The sequence below is a fragment of the Sediminicoccus sp. BL-A-41-H5 genome (assembly GCF_050632405.1).
Lineage (GTDB): Bacteria > Pseudomonadota > Alphaproteobacteria > Acetobacterales > Acetobacteraceae > Roseococcus.
In genome coordinates this window covers 545,734-559,561 of the sequence record NZ_CP192601.1, presented here as the reverse complement: position 1 = coordinate 559,561, position 13,828 = coordinate 545,734, and the positions used below count along the sequence as shown (strand labels likewise).

Here is a 13,828-nt window from a genome sequence, read left to right as displayed (position 1 = left end):
CGGCCCGGGTGGCATCCCGCTCCGTGGGGTTTGCCGCTAGGATGCGCCGCATGAAAGCCGCCGTGACCAAGCCCGACACCCCGCCTGCGGAACAGCCCAGGGCGGCAGCCCCGCGCAGGCGCTGGCTCAGGCGCGCGCTCTTCAGCCTGGCCGGCCTCCTGGTGATCCTGGCCGCCCTTCCCATCGCCGCCTGGGCCCTGCTGCCCCGCCTGGAACTGGCGGAGTTCGCCGCCGGACACGCCAGCGCCCGGCTTGGCCGGCCGGTCACCATCCAGAGCCTGCGCGTCAGCCCCGGCCCGCGCATCGGCATCACGGCCAGCGGCGTCACCATCGCGAACATCGAAGGCGGCACCCGCGCGGAGATGCTGACGCTCGACCGCGCGACCGCCGAGCTGGACCTGATGGCGCTGCTGCGGGGCGAGATCGTCCTGCCGCGCGCCGAGGTCGCGGGCCTCTCCCTCCTCCTGGAGCGCGATGCCGGGCGCGTGGCCAACTGGCGGTTCGGCCCCGCCGCCTCCGCCGCCGCTGGGCGCGGCGGGATGCCGCTCTTCGAGGCCATCCGTGTCACCGGCGCCGAAATCCTCTTCCGCACCACCAGCGGCCAGATGCTGCCCACGCGCATCGAGGCGGCAAGCCTGACCGCGGCGGGGCTGCACGCGCCCATCCAGCTCAGCGCACGCGGCAGCTACAATCGCGTGGACCTCACCCTGGAAGGCCCGCTCGACAGCATCGCGAGCTTCCGCAACGCCGCCACCCCCTTCGGCCTCGACCTCACCGCCACGGCGGGCGTGACCACGCTCGCCCTGCTCGGCTCGGCACGCGACCCGCTGAATTTCGACGGCGTGCAGGGCCAGATCGAGCTGCGCGCCGCCAACCCCGATGCGCTACTCGCGCTGGGCGGCGCCGGCACCGAGGGCGTGCCGCGCATCGCTTTCGACCTCGCCGGCACCTTCGACCGGCAGGGCGATGTCTGGCGCATCGGCGCCCCCTTCGGCGAGCTGGACGGCGCGCCCTTCACCGGCACGCTGCTGCAGCTCACCGAGGGCGCGCGCGGCCAGCCCGACGCCCTGCTGCTCGACCTCGCCCTCACCCGGCTCGACCTCAACCGCCTCCTCCAGGCGGGCGGGCACGAGGCCGATGGCGTGGCCGACCTGCCGCTCGCCGTCTTCACCGCGCCCGACCCGCTGATCGAGCTCCGCCTCTCGGCCGAGGCCTTCGCCTATGGCGCGCTGGAGGCCCGCGCCGCACGGCTCGAAGCCTCGCTCGTTCCGGGCCAGGTCCGCATTCCCACCCTTGCCATGCAGGCCTTCGGCGCGCGGATCAGCGCGGGCGGCCTGCTCGAGGCGGATGAGGAGGACCTGCGCATCACCGCCGATGTCACCATGGGCGAGGCCGATCTGGAGCCACTGCGCCGGGCTCTGGGCCTGCGCGAATTGCCGCTTTCCGGCCGCGTCGAGGGGCGGCTCGCCGTGATCGGGCGCGGCCGCAGCCTGAACGCGGCGGCGCGGGAGGCGCATGTCTCGGCCGTGCTGCTCATGTCGGGCGGCACCATCGCGCGCGAGGTGATCGAGATGGCCTCCACCGACATCCGCGCCCTGTTCCGGACCGCGCGCGGCCGCACGCGCCTCGCCTGCGCGATCGGCGTGCTCGACATGAAGGGCGGCGTGGGCGAACTGGCGCCGCTGCGCCTGCGCTCGGCGCAGGGCATGATCAGCGGCCTCGCCACCTTCGACCTCAACCGCCACCGGCTCGATCTCGTGATCGGCAGCCACCGGCAGACGACGGGCAGCTTCGCCCTCGACATCCCCGTTCGCGTGAGCGGCAGCTTCGAGGATCCGGGGGTGCAGCCCGCGCAATGGTCCACGGCGGGGCGCGCGCGGCTCTCTGCGCCCGACCACACCGCACCCCTGCCGCCCGCCCTGCGCGACTACGCCCGCCGCAGCCCCTGCTTCTTCGCGGGCGGGCGCTAGGCGTTTGATCCCGGGTTTTGATGGTGCAGTCTTCTCCAAGGAATGGAAGGATGCGCTATGGGTCAAATTCTCCATGGGTGCGCCACAACGACAGAGGCGGTCCGTCGCGCGATCCAGCATAGTCAAGCGAGCCTGAGAGAACTCGCCAGGCGTTACGGCGTGAACCCCAAGACCATCGCCAAGTGGCGCAAGCGCACCTCGGTCACCGATCTGCCCACCGGGCCGCGAGACGCCCGCTCCTCCACGCTGTCACCCGAGCAGGAGGCCATCGTCGTCGCCTTCCGCCGTCACACCCTGCTGCCGCTGGACGACTGCCTCTACGCCCTGCAGGCCACTATCCCGCAGCTCACCCGCTCCGCCCTGCACCGCTGCCTGCAGCGTCACGGCATCTCGCGCCTGCCCGAGGTCGAGGGCGACAAGAAGTCCAAGGCCAAGTTCAAGACTTACGCCATCGGCTTCTTCCACATCGACATCGCCGAGGTGCAGACCGAAGAAGGCAAGCTCTATCTGTTTGTGGCCATCGACCGCACCAGCAAGTTCGCCTTCGTCCAACTAGTCGAGAGCGCCACGCGCGTCACGGCATCCGCCTTCCTAGAGGCCCTCATCGCCGCCGTGCCCTACCGCATCCATACGGTACTCACCGACAACGGAATCCAATTCCGCTTTGCCCCGCGCTACGCCGACGGCCCGACGGCGCGCTACATGACCCACATGTTCGCCATGCGGTGCCAGGAAAACGGCATCGAGCACCGCTTCACCAAGATCAATCATCCTTGGACGAATGGTCAGGTCGAGCGGATGAACCGCACCATCAAGGACGCCACAGTCAAGCGCTTCCACTACGACAACCACGAGCAGTTGCGACGACACCTCGACGACTTCGTCGCCGCCTACAACTTCGCCCGCCGCCTTAAGCGCCTCCGCGGCCTCACACCCTACGAGTTCATCTGCAGGACGTGGGCAGAAACGCCCGAACGATTCAACAAAAATCCGCACCACCAAATGCCGGGACTAAACACCTAGGCTCCGGTGAGGACGGCGAGCTGCCATCCGAAGGAAGGGGTGCCCGCGCGCTGCGGCACGGGGACCCGTGGCGCCTGGGCAAGGCGCGTGGGCGGCACGCCTTCCGGCGCCAGCAGCACCTCGCCGCGCGACGAGACCAGGGCGATGGGCGCGCCCGCATGGCCCTCCTCGCGCCGGACCACACCCACCACCCAGTCCCAGAGGATGTGCGAGCCGATCATCGCGACGATCCGCCCGTCGCCGTCGCGGATGGGCGAGACGAAGTCGATCAGCCGCAGCATGCCCTGCTCGGGGCTGCGGCTCAGCGCACGCTGGAGCAGCAGCGCGTCATGCACGTCCACCGCCGCGTCGCGCTGCGTGCCCTCGATGAACCACGGGCGCTGCGCCACATCGGCGCCCTCCAGCAGCTTGCGCGTGGCCGCCAACACCCGGCCATCCGAGACGGTGGCGACGCCGATCCAGATGATGTGCGGTGCGTTGTCATGCGCGGTGTCGAGGATGAAGCGCAGTTCCTCGGCATCCTGTGGCGGCCAGAATTCCTGCACCGAGCGCGCGACCCATTGCAGGTGGTCCCATTGGCGGTCGAGCAGGACGCCGACGCGCGCGGCGATGCCGGCCGCGTCCCGCTGGGATGGGGCGAGGGGGGCCAGGGATGCGGTCTGGGCGGCGGCCTCGCCCGCGAGGGCAAGGCTGGCCAGGAGCGCCAGGCGGCGCGGGCAGCCCGTCATCGCGGCCGCTCCATCGAGGTGATGTCGAACTGTCGGGTCAGCTGGAGCCAGCGGCGGTTCTCCGCCTCTAAATAGGCGGGGAAGGCCGCGCGCGTGCCCTGCATCGGCTCGACGCCGATCGGCGCCAGCAGCGTCATCACATCCTGGCCCGACAAGGCCTCGATGCTCGCCTGGTTGAGCCGGGTGAGCGTGCCCTCGGGCGTGCCCGTGGGTGCGAAGAGGGCGAAGTCGGTCGCGACCTCGAAGCCGGGCAGGCCGGCTTCGGCGAGGGTCGGGACATCGGGCAGCTGGGCGGTGCGATGGCTGGCGGAGACGCCGAGCGCCCTGAGGCGCCCGCCATGGATGAAGGGCACGGCCGCCCCCAGCCCCAGCAGCGTGAATTCGGCATCGCCCTTGTCCAGCGCCTCGAACCCCGCCAGCGCCCCGCTGACCAGCACGCTGGTGACGCTGATCTCCAGCATGTCCGCCAGCAGAAGCGTGGGCAGGTTGTAGGCGTGCGGCGTCACGTAGCGCAGCGCGCCCGGGGCGCGGCGTGCGGCCTGCGCGAGATCCGCCACGCTCCGGATCGGCGAGGCGGCCGGGACGCAGAGCACGAGCGGCGTGCGGGCCAGCAGCCCGACCGGCGTCAGCGCCGCCGTGAAGTCGAAGCGGCAGGAGCGGATGTTCATCGTCATGGCGTAGAGGCCGTTTGTCGCCAGCAGGAGCGTCCGGCCGTCGGGCTGTGCTTCGCCGGCATAGCAGACGCCGGAGAGGCCGCCCTGCCCGGGGCGGTTCTCCACCACCACCGGCTCGCCGAGCAGGCGCGACAGCCTGACGCCCAGAAGGCGGCCGACGAAGTGGGGCGGCCCGCCCGAGGCATAGGGAACCACGATGGTGATGGCCCGCCGTCCCGCTGCGCCCACGGAGACGGGTTGCGCCGAGGCGGGCCTGAAGGGGGCGGAGAGCGGGCCGAGCGCCCCCGCGAGCGCGAGGCCGGCCAACCGCCGTCTGCTGAGCATGCGCACAACTCCGGCGACTGCTTCCGAAACGTCTACAAATATGACAGAAATATACCGCGAAATACATTTGTTGGTTTATATGAGTTTTGTCGAGTATCGCAGAGAAGACTGTATCTTCCGACCCCGACATGAGAGGAAGGTTGTCGGACGGCCCTGCCCGGTCGGTGGGCCTGGAAGGATGCCTGCGGGTCATGATCCCTGAAACCCGGTCAGCCGCCGAAGCGGCCACGATCCTCATCGTGGATGACATGCCGCAGAACCTGCTGCTCCTCGGCGAATTGCTGCAGCCGCACTACCATGTGCGCGCCGCCAGTTCCGGCGAGCGCGCCCTGCGCGTGGCCCGCGGCGATCCGCGGCCCGACCTCGTGCTGCTCGACGTGATGATGCCCGGGATGGATGGCCACGCGGTGCTGCGCGAATTGCGTGCGGACCCGGCGACGCGGGACCTGCCCGTCATCTTCGTCACCGCGCTGGACGATGCTGCGGATGAGGAACAGGGCCTGTCGCTCGGCGCCGTGGACTACATCACCAAGCCCATCACGCCCCCGGTGGCGCTGGCGCGCATCCGCACCCATCTCGAACTGGCCCAGGCCCGCCGGCGCCTCGCCGCGCAGAACGAGTGCCTGGAAGGGGAGGTGCAGCGCCGCATGGCCGAGACGCGCCTGATCCAGGAGCTGTGCATCCGCGCGCTGGCCTGCCTCAGCGAGACGCGGGACAAGGAGACGGGCCGGCACATCATCCGCACCCAGGCCTATGTCGGCATCCTCGCGCGCCACCTTGCGGGCCACCCGCGCTTCGCCGAGGCGCTGGCCGGGCGGCGCCTCGAGATGGTGGTGCAAGCGGCGCCGCTGCACGACATCGGCAAGGTCGGCATCCCGGACGCCATCCTGCGCAAGCCGGGCCGGCTCACGCCCGAGGAGATGGCCGTCATGAAGACGCATGCCGCGATCGGCGCGCATGCGATCGGGGCGGCGATGGAGCAGGCGCTGGCCGAGGCGGATGACCTGACGGTGGAGCAGGCCGAGGGCGCGCTCGCCTTCCTGCGCACCGCGCAGGAGATCGCGCTCGCCCATCACGAGAAATGGGACGGCTCGGGCTATCCGAAGGGGCTCGCCGGCGAGGCGATCCCCGTCTCCGCGCGTCTCATGGCGCTGGCCGATGTCTTCGATGCGCTGATGACGCGGCGGGTCTACAAGCCCTCCTTGGGCATCGAGGAGACGACGCGGGTGATCACCGAGGGGCGGGGCGTGCATTTCGACCCGGACGTGGTGGACGCCTATCTCGCCTGCCGCGAGGCCTTCCTTGCCGTCGCGCAGCGCATGCCCGACGCGCCGGAGGCCGCGGCGGTCGCATGAGGATGGACGGAGGACGGGCATGGCGGTGAGCGGGCGCTGGCCGCGCCTGCCGCGCTACGCGCTGGTCTTCATCCTGCCCATGGTGGCGGCCATCCTGGCCCTCGGCCTCATCAACGGCTACTACAACCGGAACCTCCAGCGCTCCCAGGCCGCCTATGTCGCGGCGCAGGCCGAGGCGCTCGACGCGCTGGCCTTCGTCGCCCGCTTCAACAGCAACTTCTCCGACCTGCACCGCCGCATGAGCGTGATGCTGGAACTGGCCAGCGCGGGCCGGATCGACGGCTGGGAGGCGGACCAGTCCCACGAGGCGCTGGAGCCCGAGCTCGCGGCGTTGACCGCGCGGGTGGAGCGGCTGGAGCGGATCGCCGCCAGCCTCGGCGCGACGCTGCCCCTGCTGCCGCGCCTCGACGTGTATCGCGCGGCGCTGCGGGCCGCGGCCGACCATGCCACGGTCCGCCTGCCGGGCGCCCACCGCTACATCGTCCTGGCCGATGCGCGCTTCGCGGAACTCGCCAGCATCACCGGCGCGCTGCTCACCACCGCCTCGGCCGAGGTGCTGCGCCGCGCGGAGGCGGAGGCGCTGGCGCTGGAGGCGCTCTCGCGCCGGCTCACCCGCATCCGCGCCGTGGTCGTGACCGGCTTCCTCACCTTCTGGCTTCTCTTCGCCTGGCTGCTGACGCGCTCGCTCCGGCGCCTGACGGAAGTGCTGCGCCGCCTCGCGGAGAGCGAGACCGCGCCCGCCCGCCTGCCCGAGGTGGAGGCGCTGGCCCGCAGCCGTTCCGGCCTGCTGCGGGACATCGCCCAGGCCGCCATCGCCTTCCGCGACGCGCTCGCCTCGCGCGAGGCGGCGGCGGTCGAGCTGAACGAGCGCATGAAGGAGCTGTCCTGCCTCTACGACACGACGCGCCTGACCGACCGGACCGATCTCAGCATCCGGGCGATGCTGGAGGCGGTGGCGGCCCGGCTGCCCGGTGCCATGCGCCACCCGCCGCTGGCGGTGGGCTGCGTCGAGCATGGCGGGGTCATGCATGGGCAAAGGCCCGAGGGCCCCACGCTCAGCGTAACCTTTCGGGGCGCGGATGGCGCCTCCGGCGTGGTCAGCGTCACCTATGCGCGCGCGCTTCCGCCCGGCATCGGCGAGCCCTTCCTGCCGGAGGAGCGCATGCTGCTCGAAGCCGTGGCCGAGCGCCTGGGGGCCGCCATCGAGCGCCGCCGCTCGGCCCAGGCCGAGGCGGACAGCCGCAACCTTTTCTCGGCCGTGGTCAACGAGGCGCCGCTCGCCATCGAGATCGTGGATGCCGAGACGCTGCACTTCGTCGAGGTGAACAACGCCTCCTGCCGGCTGCTCGGCTACACGCGGGAGGAGTACCGGCGGATGACGCCGGCCGACACCCAGGCCGTACCGCCGCCCGGCGGCTTCCAGGCCATGGCCGATCGCATCCTCGCCGCGGGCGGCGCGCGCTTCGAGGCGCAGCACCGCCACAAGGGGGGCCAGGTGCTGGACGTGCAGGTGAACGTGCAGGTGATCCGCCAGCGCGGCCGCGACTACTTCCTCGCCATGTGGGAGGACATCACCGAGCAGAAGTGCCGCGAGGAACGGCTGCGCACCCTGGTGCGCGCCGTCGAGCAGAGCCCGGCCAGCATCGTGATCACCGATGTGCAGGGCTGCATCGAATACGTGAACGAGGCCTTCGAGCGCACCACGGGCTACACGCGCGTCGAGCTGCTGGGCGAGAACCCGCGCATCCTGCAATCGGGCGAGACGCCGTCCTCCGTCTTCGATGAGATGTGGGAGCGGCTGCCGCAGGGCGAGACCTGGCGGGGCGAGCTGGTGAACCGCCGGCGCGACGGAACACGCTACATCGAGGCCGCCGTGATCGCTCCCGTCCGCCGGCCGGACGGCGCCATCAGCCATTACGTCGGCGTGAAGGAGGACATCACCGCCACACGCCAGATGGCGATGGAGCTGGAGCGCCATCGCGGCCACCTGGAGGAACTGGTGGCCGAGCGCACGGCGGAGCTGCTGAGCGCCCGCCAGGCGACCGAGGTGCTGGGCCAGGATTTCTTCCGCGTGCTCGACCGCTCGCCCGACCTGATCGCGCTCAAGGGGCGCGACCTGCGCCTCAAGGCCTGCAGCCGCGCCTATGTCGAGCTGGCCGGCAAGCGCGGGCCGGCGCAGATGCTGGGCCGCACCGTGGAGGAGAGCTTCGCGCCCGAGATGGTCGCGATGGTGCGGGCGGATGAGGAGGCGCAGCTCGCCGCCGGCGACGCGGTGCGGAGCATGGAGCGCATGCTGCCCCATGCCGATGGAACGCGCCGCCTCTACAGCATCACGCGCACCATGCTGCGCGGTGCCGACGGCGCCTTCGACGGCTTCCTCGTCATCGGCCGCGACATCTCGGCCCGCGCCGAGGCGATGGAGGCGCTCGCCCGCAAGGAGGAGGAGGAGCGCCTGCTGCTGGAGAGCAGCTCCAACGGCATCGTGGGCGTGGGCCCGGACGGCCACATCACCTTCGCCAACCGGGCGGCGGCGCGCCTGCTGGGCCATGCCGAGCCCGTCGCGCTGGCCGGCCTGCACGCCCACCGGCTGATGCAGCCCCGCCGCGCCGACGGCACGGATTATCCGGCCGTGGAGGGCGCCATCCATCGCGCGCTGACGCAGAGCGAACCGGTCGCGAGCGAGGAGGAGGTGTTCTGGCGGGCCGACGGCACGCCCATCGCCGTCGCCTGCTCGGTCGCGCCCATCCTGCACGGCCCGGCGGTGCTGGGCGCCGTGATCTCCTTCGAGGATATCGGCGGGCGCAAGCTGGCCGAGGCGGAGCTGCGCCGCGCCAAGGCCGAGGCCGAGGCGGCGAGCCGCGCCAAGAGCGAATTCCTCTCCAACATGAGTCACGAGATCCGCACGCCGATGAACGCCATCATCGGCTTCGCGCACCTGCTGCGGCGCGACCTGCACGAGCCGCGCCAGCAGGAGCAGCTCGGCCGCATCACCGATGCGGCGCATCACCTGCTCAACATCATCAACGACATCCTCGACCTCTCGAAGATCGAGGCCGGCAAGATCGAGCTGGAGCAGGCGGAGATCGTCGTCGAGCGGGTGGTGGACCGCGTCTGGGCCCTGGTGCGCGACAAGGCCGAGGCCAAGGGCCTGGAGCTGCTGGTGGACCTGCATGAGCTGCCGCCCGTGCTGCTGGGCGACGAGCTGCGCCTCAGCCAGATCCTGCTGAACTTCGCCTCGAACGCGGTGAAGTTCACGGAGGCGGGGCACATCGTCCTCAGCGGCCGGGTGGCGCGCCGCACCGCCCAGGGCCTGGTCGCGCGCTTCGAGGTGGCGGACACCGGCATCGGCATCTCGCCCGCGCAGCAGGCGCTGCTCTTCCAGCCCTTCCAGCAGGCCGACGCCTCCACCACGCGGCGCTATGGCGGCACCGGCCTCGGCCTCTCCATCTGCCATCGCCTCGCCGGGCTGATGGGCGGCGAGGTGGGTGTGGAGAGCGCGCCGGGGGAAGGCAGCGTCTTCTGGGTGGAGGTGCCGGTGGGCGAGGCCCCCGGCACCTCCCCCGGCATGGAGGTGCCGCCGCTCGCGGGCCGACGCGCCCTGGTGGTGGATGACGTGCCGGAGGCGCTGGCCTCGATGGCGGGCACGCTGCGCTCCCTCGGCCTCGATGTCACCGCCACGGGCTGCGGCGGGGAGGCGCTGGCGCGGGCAAGCGAGGCCGATGCCGCGGGCGCGCCCTTCGACGTGGTGCTCGTGGATTGGCTGATGCCGGGGATGGACGGGCTGGAGCTCGGCCGTCGCCTGGCCGGCCTGCCCCTGGCCCGCAGGCCGCTCTGCCTTCTGGTCTCGGCCGAGGCGGAGGCGGTCTCGCCCGCCACCGCGGCGCAGGCCGGGTTTGAGGCGGTGCTGGGCAAGCCGCTGCTGCCCTCGCGCCTCGCCGCCGCGCTGCTCGCCGCCCTGGCGCGGGTGCCCGTCGCGCAGGCCCGGGGCCCCGCGCCGCGCCACTTCCCGGGCCGGCGTGTCCTGCTGGTGGAAGACAATGCGGTGAATGAGGAGGTGGCGGCGGCGCTGCTCGAGGAGGTCGGCCTCGTGGTGGAGGTCGCGCGGGACGGCGCCGAGGCGGTGGAGCGCGCGGCCGCCGCCGATTATGACCTGATCCTGATGGATGTGCAGATGCCGGTGATGGATGGCCGCGCCGCGACGCGCGCCATCCGCGAACTGCCGCGCCACGCCCGCACGCCGATCCTGGCGATGACCGCCAATGCCTTCCTGGAGGACCGTCGCGCCTCGCTGGAGGCTGGCATGAATGATCACCTGGTCAAGCCGATGAACCCCGCGGCGCTGCATGCGGCCCTGGCCCAGTGGCTGCGGCTGGAGCCGGACGACGGCCCCGCGCCCGGCGTTCAGGGACCGGGCGTTCCGGAGCCCGTCCCGGCGGCGCTGCCCGCGGTGGCGGGGCTCGACATGGCGGCCGGCCTCAAGGCCAGCAACGGCCAGCCCAGGCTGTATCGCCGCGTGCTGGAGGTCCTCCTCGACAGCGCCGACATCGCCCCGCTGCACGCGGCGCTCGCGGCGGGCGATGGATTGGCGGCGCGGCGGGCGGCGCATTCCCTGAAAGGGGCGGCGGCGACCATCGGCGCTTTGACGCTGCGCGATGCGGCGGGCGTGCTCGAAGCCGCGCTGGCCGGCAAGGCGGCGCAGGAGACCGGGCTCGAGGCCGCCACGCTGGAAGACCTCCGGCCCGGCGCGGCCGCGCTCGGGATGGAACTCGCCCTGCTCAAGTCACGCCTGGCCGCGGCCCTGGCGCCGGAGGCCACGCCCGCGCCGCCGCCCGAGGCCGCGCCCGCCGCGCCTGAGGTGATCGGCGAACTGGCCGGACTGCTGGAGGCGAACGACATGGCCGCGCGCACCTTTTTCCGCGCGCATGAGGCGGCGCTGCGGGCCAGCCTCGGCCCGGCGGCGGCGGAGATCGGCCAGCTCCTCGACAGCTTCGCCTTCGAGGAGGCGCTGGTCGCGCTGCGGCAGGCGCAAGGGAAGGGGCAGGGCTGAGGCGCGGCCGGTCAGGCCGGCCGCACCAGCACGTGCTTCTTCTTGCCGGCCGAGAGCTTGGCGGCGCCATCCCGCAGATCGGCCAGGGTCACGGCGAGGGCCGCATCGCTCACGGCCGCGTCGTTCAGCCGCACGCCATTCTGGGACACGAGGCGCCGCGCCTCGCCCTTGCTGGCGGCGAGGCCGGCGCTGACCATGAGATCGGCGATGGCGGCCGGCAGGGCATGCGTGATCGTGGGCAGGCTCTCGGCCGCCGCCCCCTGCTCGAAGGCGAGGCGCGCGGTCTCGGCGGCGGCCTCGGCGGCGGCACGGCCATGCAGCAGCGCGCAGGCCTCGGTCGCCAGGATCTTCTTCGCCTCGTTGATTTCCGAGCCGGCCAGCGCGCCCAGGCGCCGCACCTCGTCCATCGGCATGTCGGTGAAGAGGGCGAGGAATTTGCCCACATCCGCGTCCTCGGCGTTGCGCCAGAACTGCCAGTAGTCATAGGGGCTGACGCGGTCGGCATTCAGCCAGACGGCACCCGCCGCCGTCTTGCCCATCTTGGCGCCCGAGGCGGTGGTGATGAGCGGCGCGGTGATGCCGAAGGCGTCCGCCTGATCCATGCGGCGCACCAGGTCGGCGCCCATCACGATGTTGCCCCACTGGTCGCTGCCGCCGAGCTGCAGCGTCACGCCATGGCGGCGGCGCAGCTCCACGAAATCGTAGCTCTGCAGCAGCATGTAGTTGAACTCGATGAAGGTCAGCGGCTGGTCACGATCCAGGCGCAGCTTCACGCTGTCCATGCTCAGCATGCGGTTCACGCTGAAATGCCGCCCCACTTCGCGCAGGAATGGGATGTAGTGCAGCGGCGCCAGCCACTCGTCATTGTCGAGCATGATGGCCGTGCCGGGGCCATCGCCGAAGGTCAGGAAATTGGTGAAGGCGCTGCGGATGCCGGCCTTGTTCTGCTCGATCTTCTCCTCGGTGAGGATCTGCCGCGTCTCGTCCCGGCCCGAGGGGTCGCCGATCTTGGTCGTGCCGCCGCCCATCAGCACCACCGGGCGGTTGCCCGTCTTCGCCAGCCAGCGCAGCAGCATGATCTGCACCAGGTGGCCGACATGCAGGCTGTCGGCCGTCGCGTCGAAGCCGATATAGCCGGCGACCGAGCCCTTGGCGAAATGCTGCGCGAGCGCCGGCTCGTCCGTCACCTGATGGACGAAGCCGCGCTCGCGGATGATCGAGAGAAAGTCGGAGGCTGACATGCAAGGGGACCCGGTTGGCGTTTCGCGGGCCGCCGTAGCACACTCGCCCCATGTTGAGAATCATCGGGCTGATGAGCGGAACCTCGCTCGACGGGGTGGATGCCGCATGGGTGGAGACGGATGGCGAGCGCGTGGGCCTGCTCGGCCCCACGGTGACGCTGCCCTATGACCCGGCGCTGCGGCGTGACCTGCGCCGCCTGCTGGAGATGGCACCCACCATCTCGCCCGAGGATCCGTTCCTGCTCGATTGCGAGGCGCGCCTGACGGAGCGGCATGCGGCCGCCGTGCTTCGCGTGCAGCAGGAGGCACGGCGCGCCGGTCTGCCCGAGGCCGAGCTCGTGGGCTTTCATGGCCAGACGATCCTGCACCGGCCGCTGCGGCCCGGGGACTCGCGCAACGCGCGCGGCCACACCTGGCAGATCGGCGACGCGCGGGCGCTGGCCCAGGCGACCGGGCTTTCGGTCGCCTATGATTTCCGCACGGCTGATGTGGCGGCGGGCGGGCAGGGGGCGCCGCTGGTGCCCATCGCCCATGCGGCGCTGGCGCATAACCTGCCGAAGCCGCTGGCCGTGCTGAACCTGGGCGGTGTGGCCAATGTCACCTGGCTCGGCACGGAGGGCGGGATCCAGGCCTTCGACACGGGACCGGCCAATGGGCCGCTGGATGACTGGGCGAAGCGCTCGCTGGGGCGGGACTATGACAAGGACGGAAACCTGGCGCTGGCGGGCCAAGCGGACGGCGCGGTGCTGGGCCGCCTCATGGCGCATCCCTACCTGGCGCTCAGCCCGCCCAAATCGCTCGACCGGCTGGATTTCGACCGCGCGCTGCGCGATGCCGGGGCGCATCTTCTCTCGCCGCAGGATGGCGCGGCGACGCTGGTGGCCTTCTGCGCGGTCTGCGTGGCGGCGGCTGCGCGGCACTTTCCCGAGCCGCCGATGCAGTGGCTGGTGGCGGGCGGCGGCCGGCGCAACCCGGCCATGATGCGTGCGCTCTCCGCCACGCTGAGCGAGCCGGTGCGCCCGGTCGAGGTGGCGGGCTGGAACGGCGATGCGCTGGAGGCGCAGTGCTTCGCGGTGCTGGCCGCCCGCACGGCGCGTGGCCTGCCGATCAGCTTTCCCGAGACGACCGGCGCACCACGCCCCATGCTGGGCGGGCAGGTGCTGGGCGGGCTTCTCTAGACCGTGCCGTGTTCACTCCGCGCGGTCCAGGCTCTTTCTGAAAGGATGATTCCGCCATCAGGCCTTGGTGGTAGGCCTGCCACGGCGGGCGCTGGAGCGGCGGAGTTGCGGGCGGGTCTTCGCACTCCGCGCGGGCGCAAGAGGCTCGGCCCGCGCCGCCCGGTTGGCGGCAGCGACCTGCAAGGCGGCGGTGGCGAGGGCGATGCCTCGGCTGGAGAGTTCCATGCGGCAAATTCCTAGAGTTGTTGTCGGATATGGGCCTGCCGCGGGCGGTTTCCCAGGCCCTTC

At 71.7% G+C, this 13,828-nt stretch carries 9 protein-coding genes; 5 read left to right on the top strand and 4 right to left on the bottom strand.

The features are described 5' to 3' along the window. The first annotated feature begins 50 nt into the window (after nt 1-50). On the top strand, nt 51-1,970 hold the full coding sequence (locus ACQ860_RS02820) for an AsmA family protein (RefSeq protein WP_431301894.1): 1,920 nt from the start codon (nt 51-53) through the stop codon (nt 1,968-1,970). A gap of 57 nt (nt 1,971-2,027) precedes the next feature. Next, the gene (locus ACQ860_RS02815) at nt 2,028-2,993 is read left to right on the top strand and encodes an IS481 family transposase (RefSeq protein WP_431301893.1); all 966 of its coding nucleotides are present in this window, start codon (nt 2,028-2,030) and stop codon (nt 2,991-2,993) included. Here the strand turns inward: ACQ860_RS02815 and ACQ860_RS02810 are convergent. Together ACQ860_RS02810 and ACQ860_RS02805 are read right to left on the bottom strand one after the other, a co-directional pair. Next, nucleotides 2,990-3,721, bottom strand: coding sequence for a cache domain-containing protein (locus ACQ860_RS02810; protein ID WP_431301892.1), 732 nt, complete (start codon nt 3,719-3,721; stop codon nt 2,990-2,992). The genes ACQ860_RS02815 and ACQ860_RS02810 overlap by 4 nt on opposite strands. Continuing rightward, a complete protein-coding gene (locus ACQ860_RS02805) occupies nt 3,718-4,719 on the bottom strand; it encodes a tripartite tricarboxylate transporter substrate binding protein (RefSeq protein WP_431301891.1) in 1,002 nt (333 codons plus the stop codon). Before ACQ860_RS02805 ends, ACQ860_RS02810 begins: the two co-directional genes overlap by 4 nt. Nucleotides 4,720-4,910: 191 nt before the next feature. Here ACQ860_RS02805 and ACQ860_RS02800 point away from each other — a divergent pair, with 191 nt between their 5' ends. Both ACQ860_RS02800 and ACQ860_RS02795 read left to right on the top strand, forming a co-directional pair. Next, nucleotides 4,911-6,074 (top strand): response regulator, encoded by a 1,164-nt coding sequence (locus ACQ860_RS02800; RefSeq protein ID WP_431301890.1) that lies wholly within the window; start codon nt 4,911-4,913, stop codon nt 6,072-6,074. Between the two features lie 19 nt (nt 6,075-6,093). Beyond that, nucleotides 6,094-11,121: a PAS domain S-box protein gene (locus tag ACQ860_RS02795; protein ID WP_431301889.1), complete on the top strand. Its 5,028-nt coding sequence runs from the start codon at nt 6,094-6,096 to the stop codon at nt 11,119-11,121. A gap of 11 nt (nt 11,122-11,132) precedes the next feature. Here ACQ860_RS02795 and tyrS read toward each other — a convergent pair whose 3' ends face one another. Continuing rightward, the gene (tyrS, locus tag ACQ860_RS02790; protein WP_431301888.1) at nt 11,133-12,362 is read right to left on the bottom strand and encodes a tyrosine--tRNA ligase; all 1,230 of its coding nucleotides are present in this window, start codon (nt 12,360-12,362) and stop codon (nt 11,133-11,135) included. 53 nt (nt 12,363-12,415) lie between these two features. On the opposite strand from tyrS, the gene ACQ860_RS02785 reads away from it, so the two are divergent. Continuing rightward, nucleotides 12,416-13,540 carry an anhydro-N-acetylmuramic acid kinase gene (locus ACQ860_RS02785; RefSeq protein WP_431305717.1) on the top strand — a complete coding sequence of 375 codons (1,125 nt, stop codon included), beginning with the start codon at nt 12,416-12,418 and terminating at the stop codon, nt 13,538-13,540. A 57-nt stretch (nt 13,541-13,597) separates the two neighbouring features. On the opposite strand, the gene ACQ860_RS02780 is transcribed toward ACQ860_RS02785, so the two are convergent. After that, the gene (locus ACQ860_RS02780; RefSeq protein ID WP_431301887.1) at nt 13,598-13,765 is read right to left on the bottom strand and encodes a hypothetical protein; all 168 of its coding nucleotides are present in this window, start codon (nt 13,763-13,765) and stop codon (nt 13,598-13,600) included. Nucleotides 13,766-13,828: the final 63 nt, after the last annotated feature.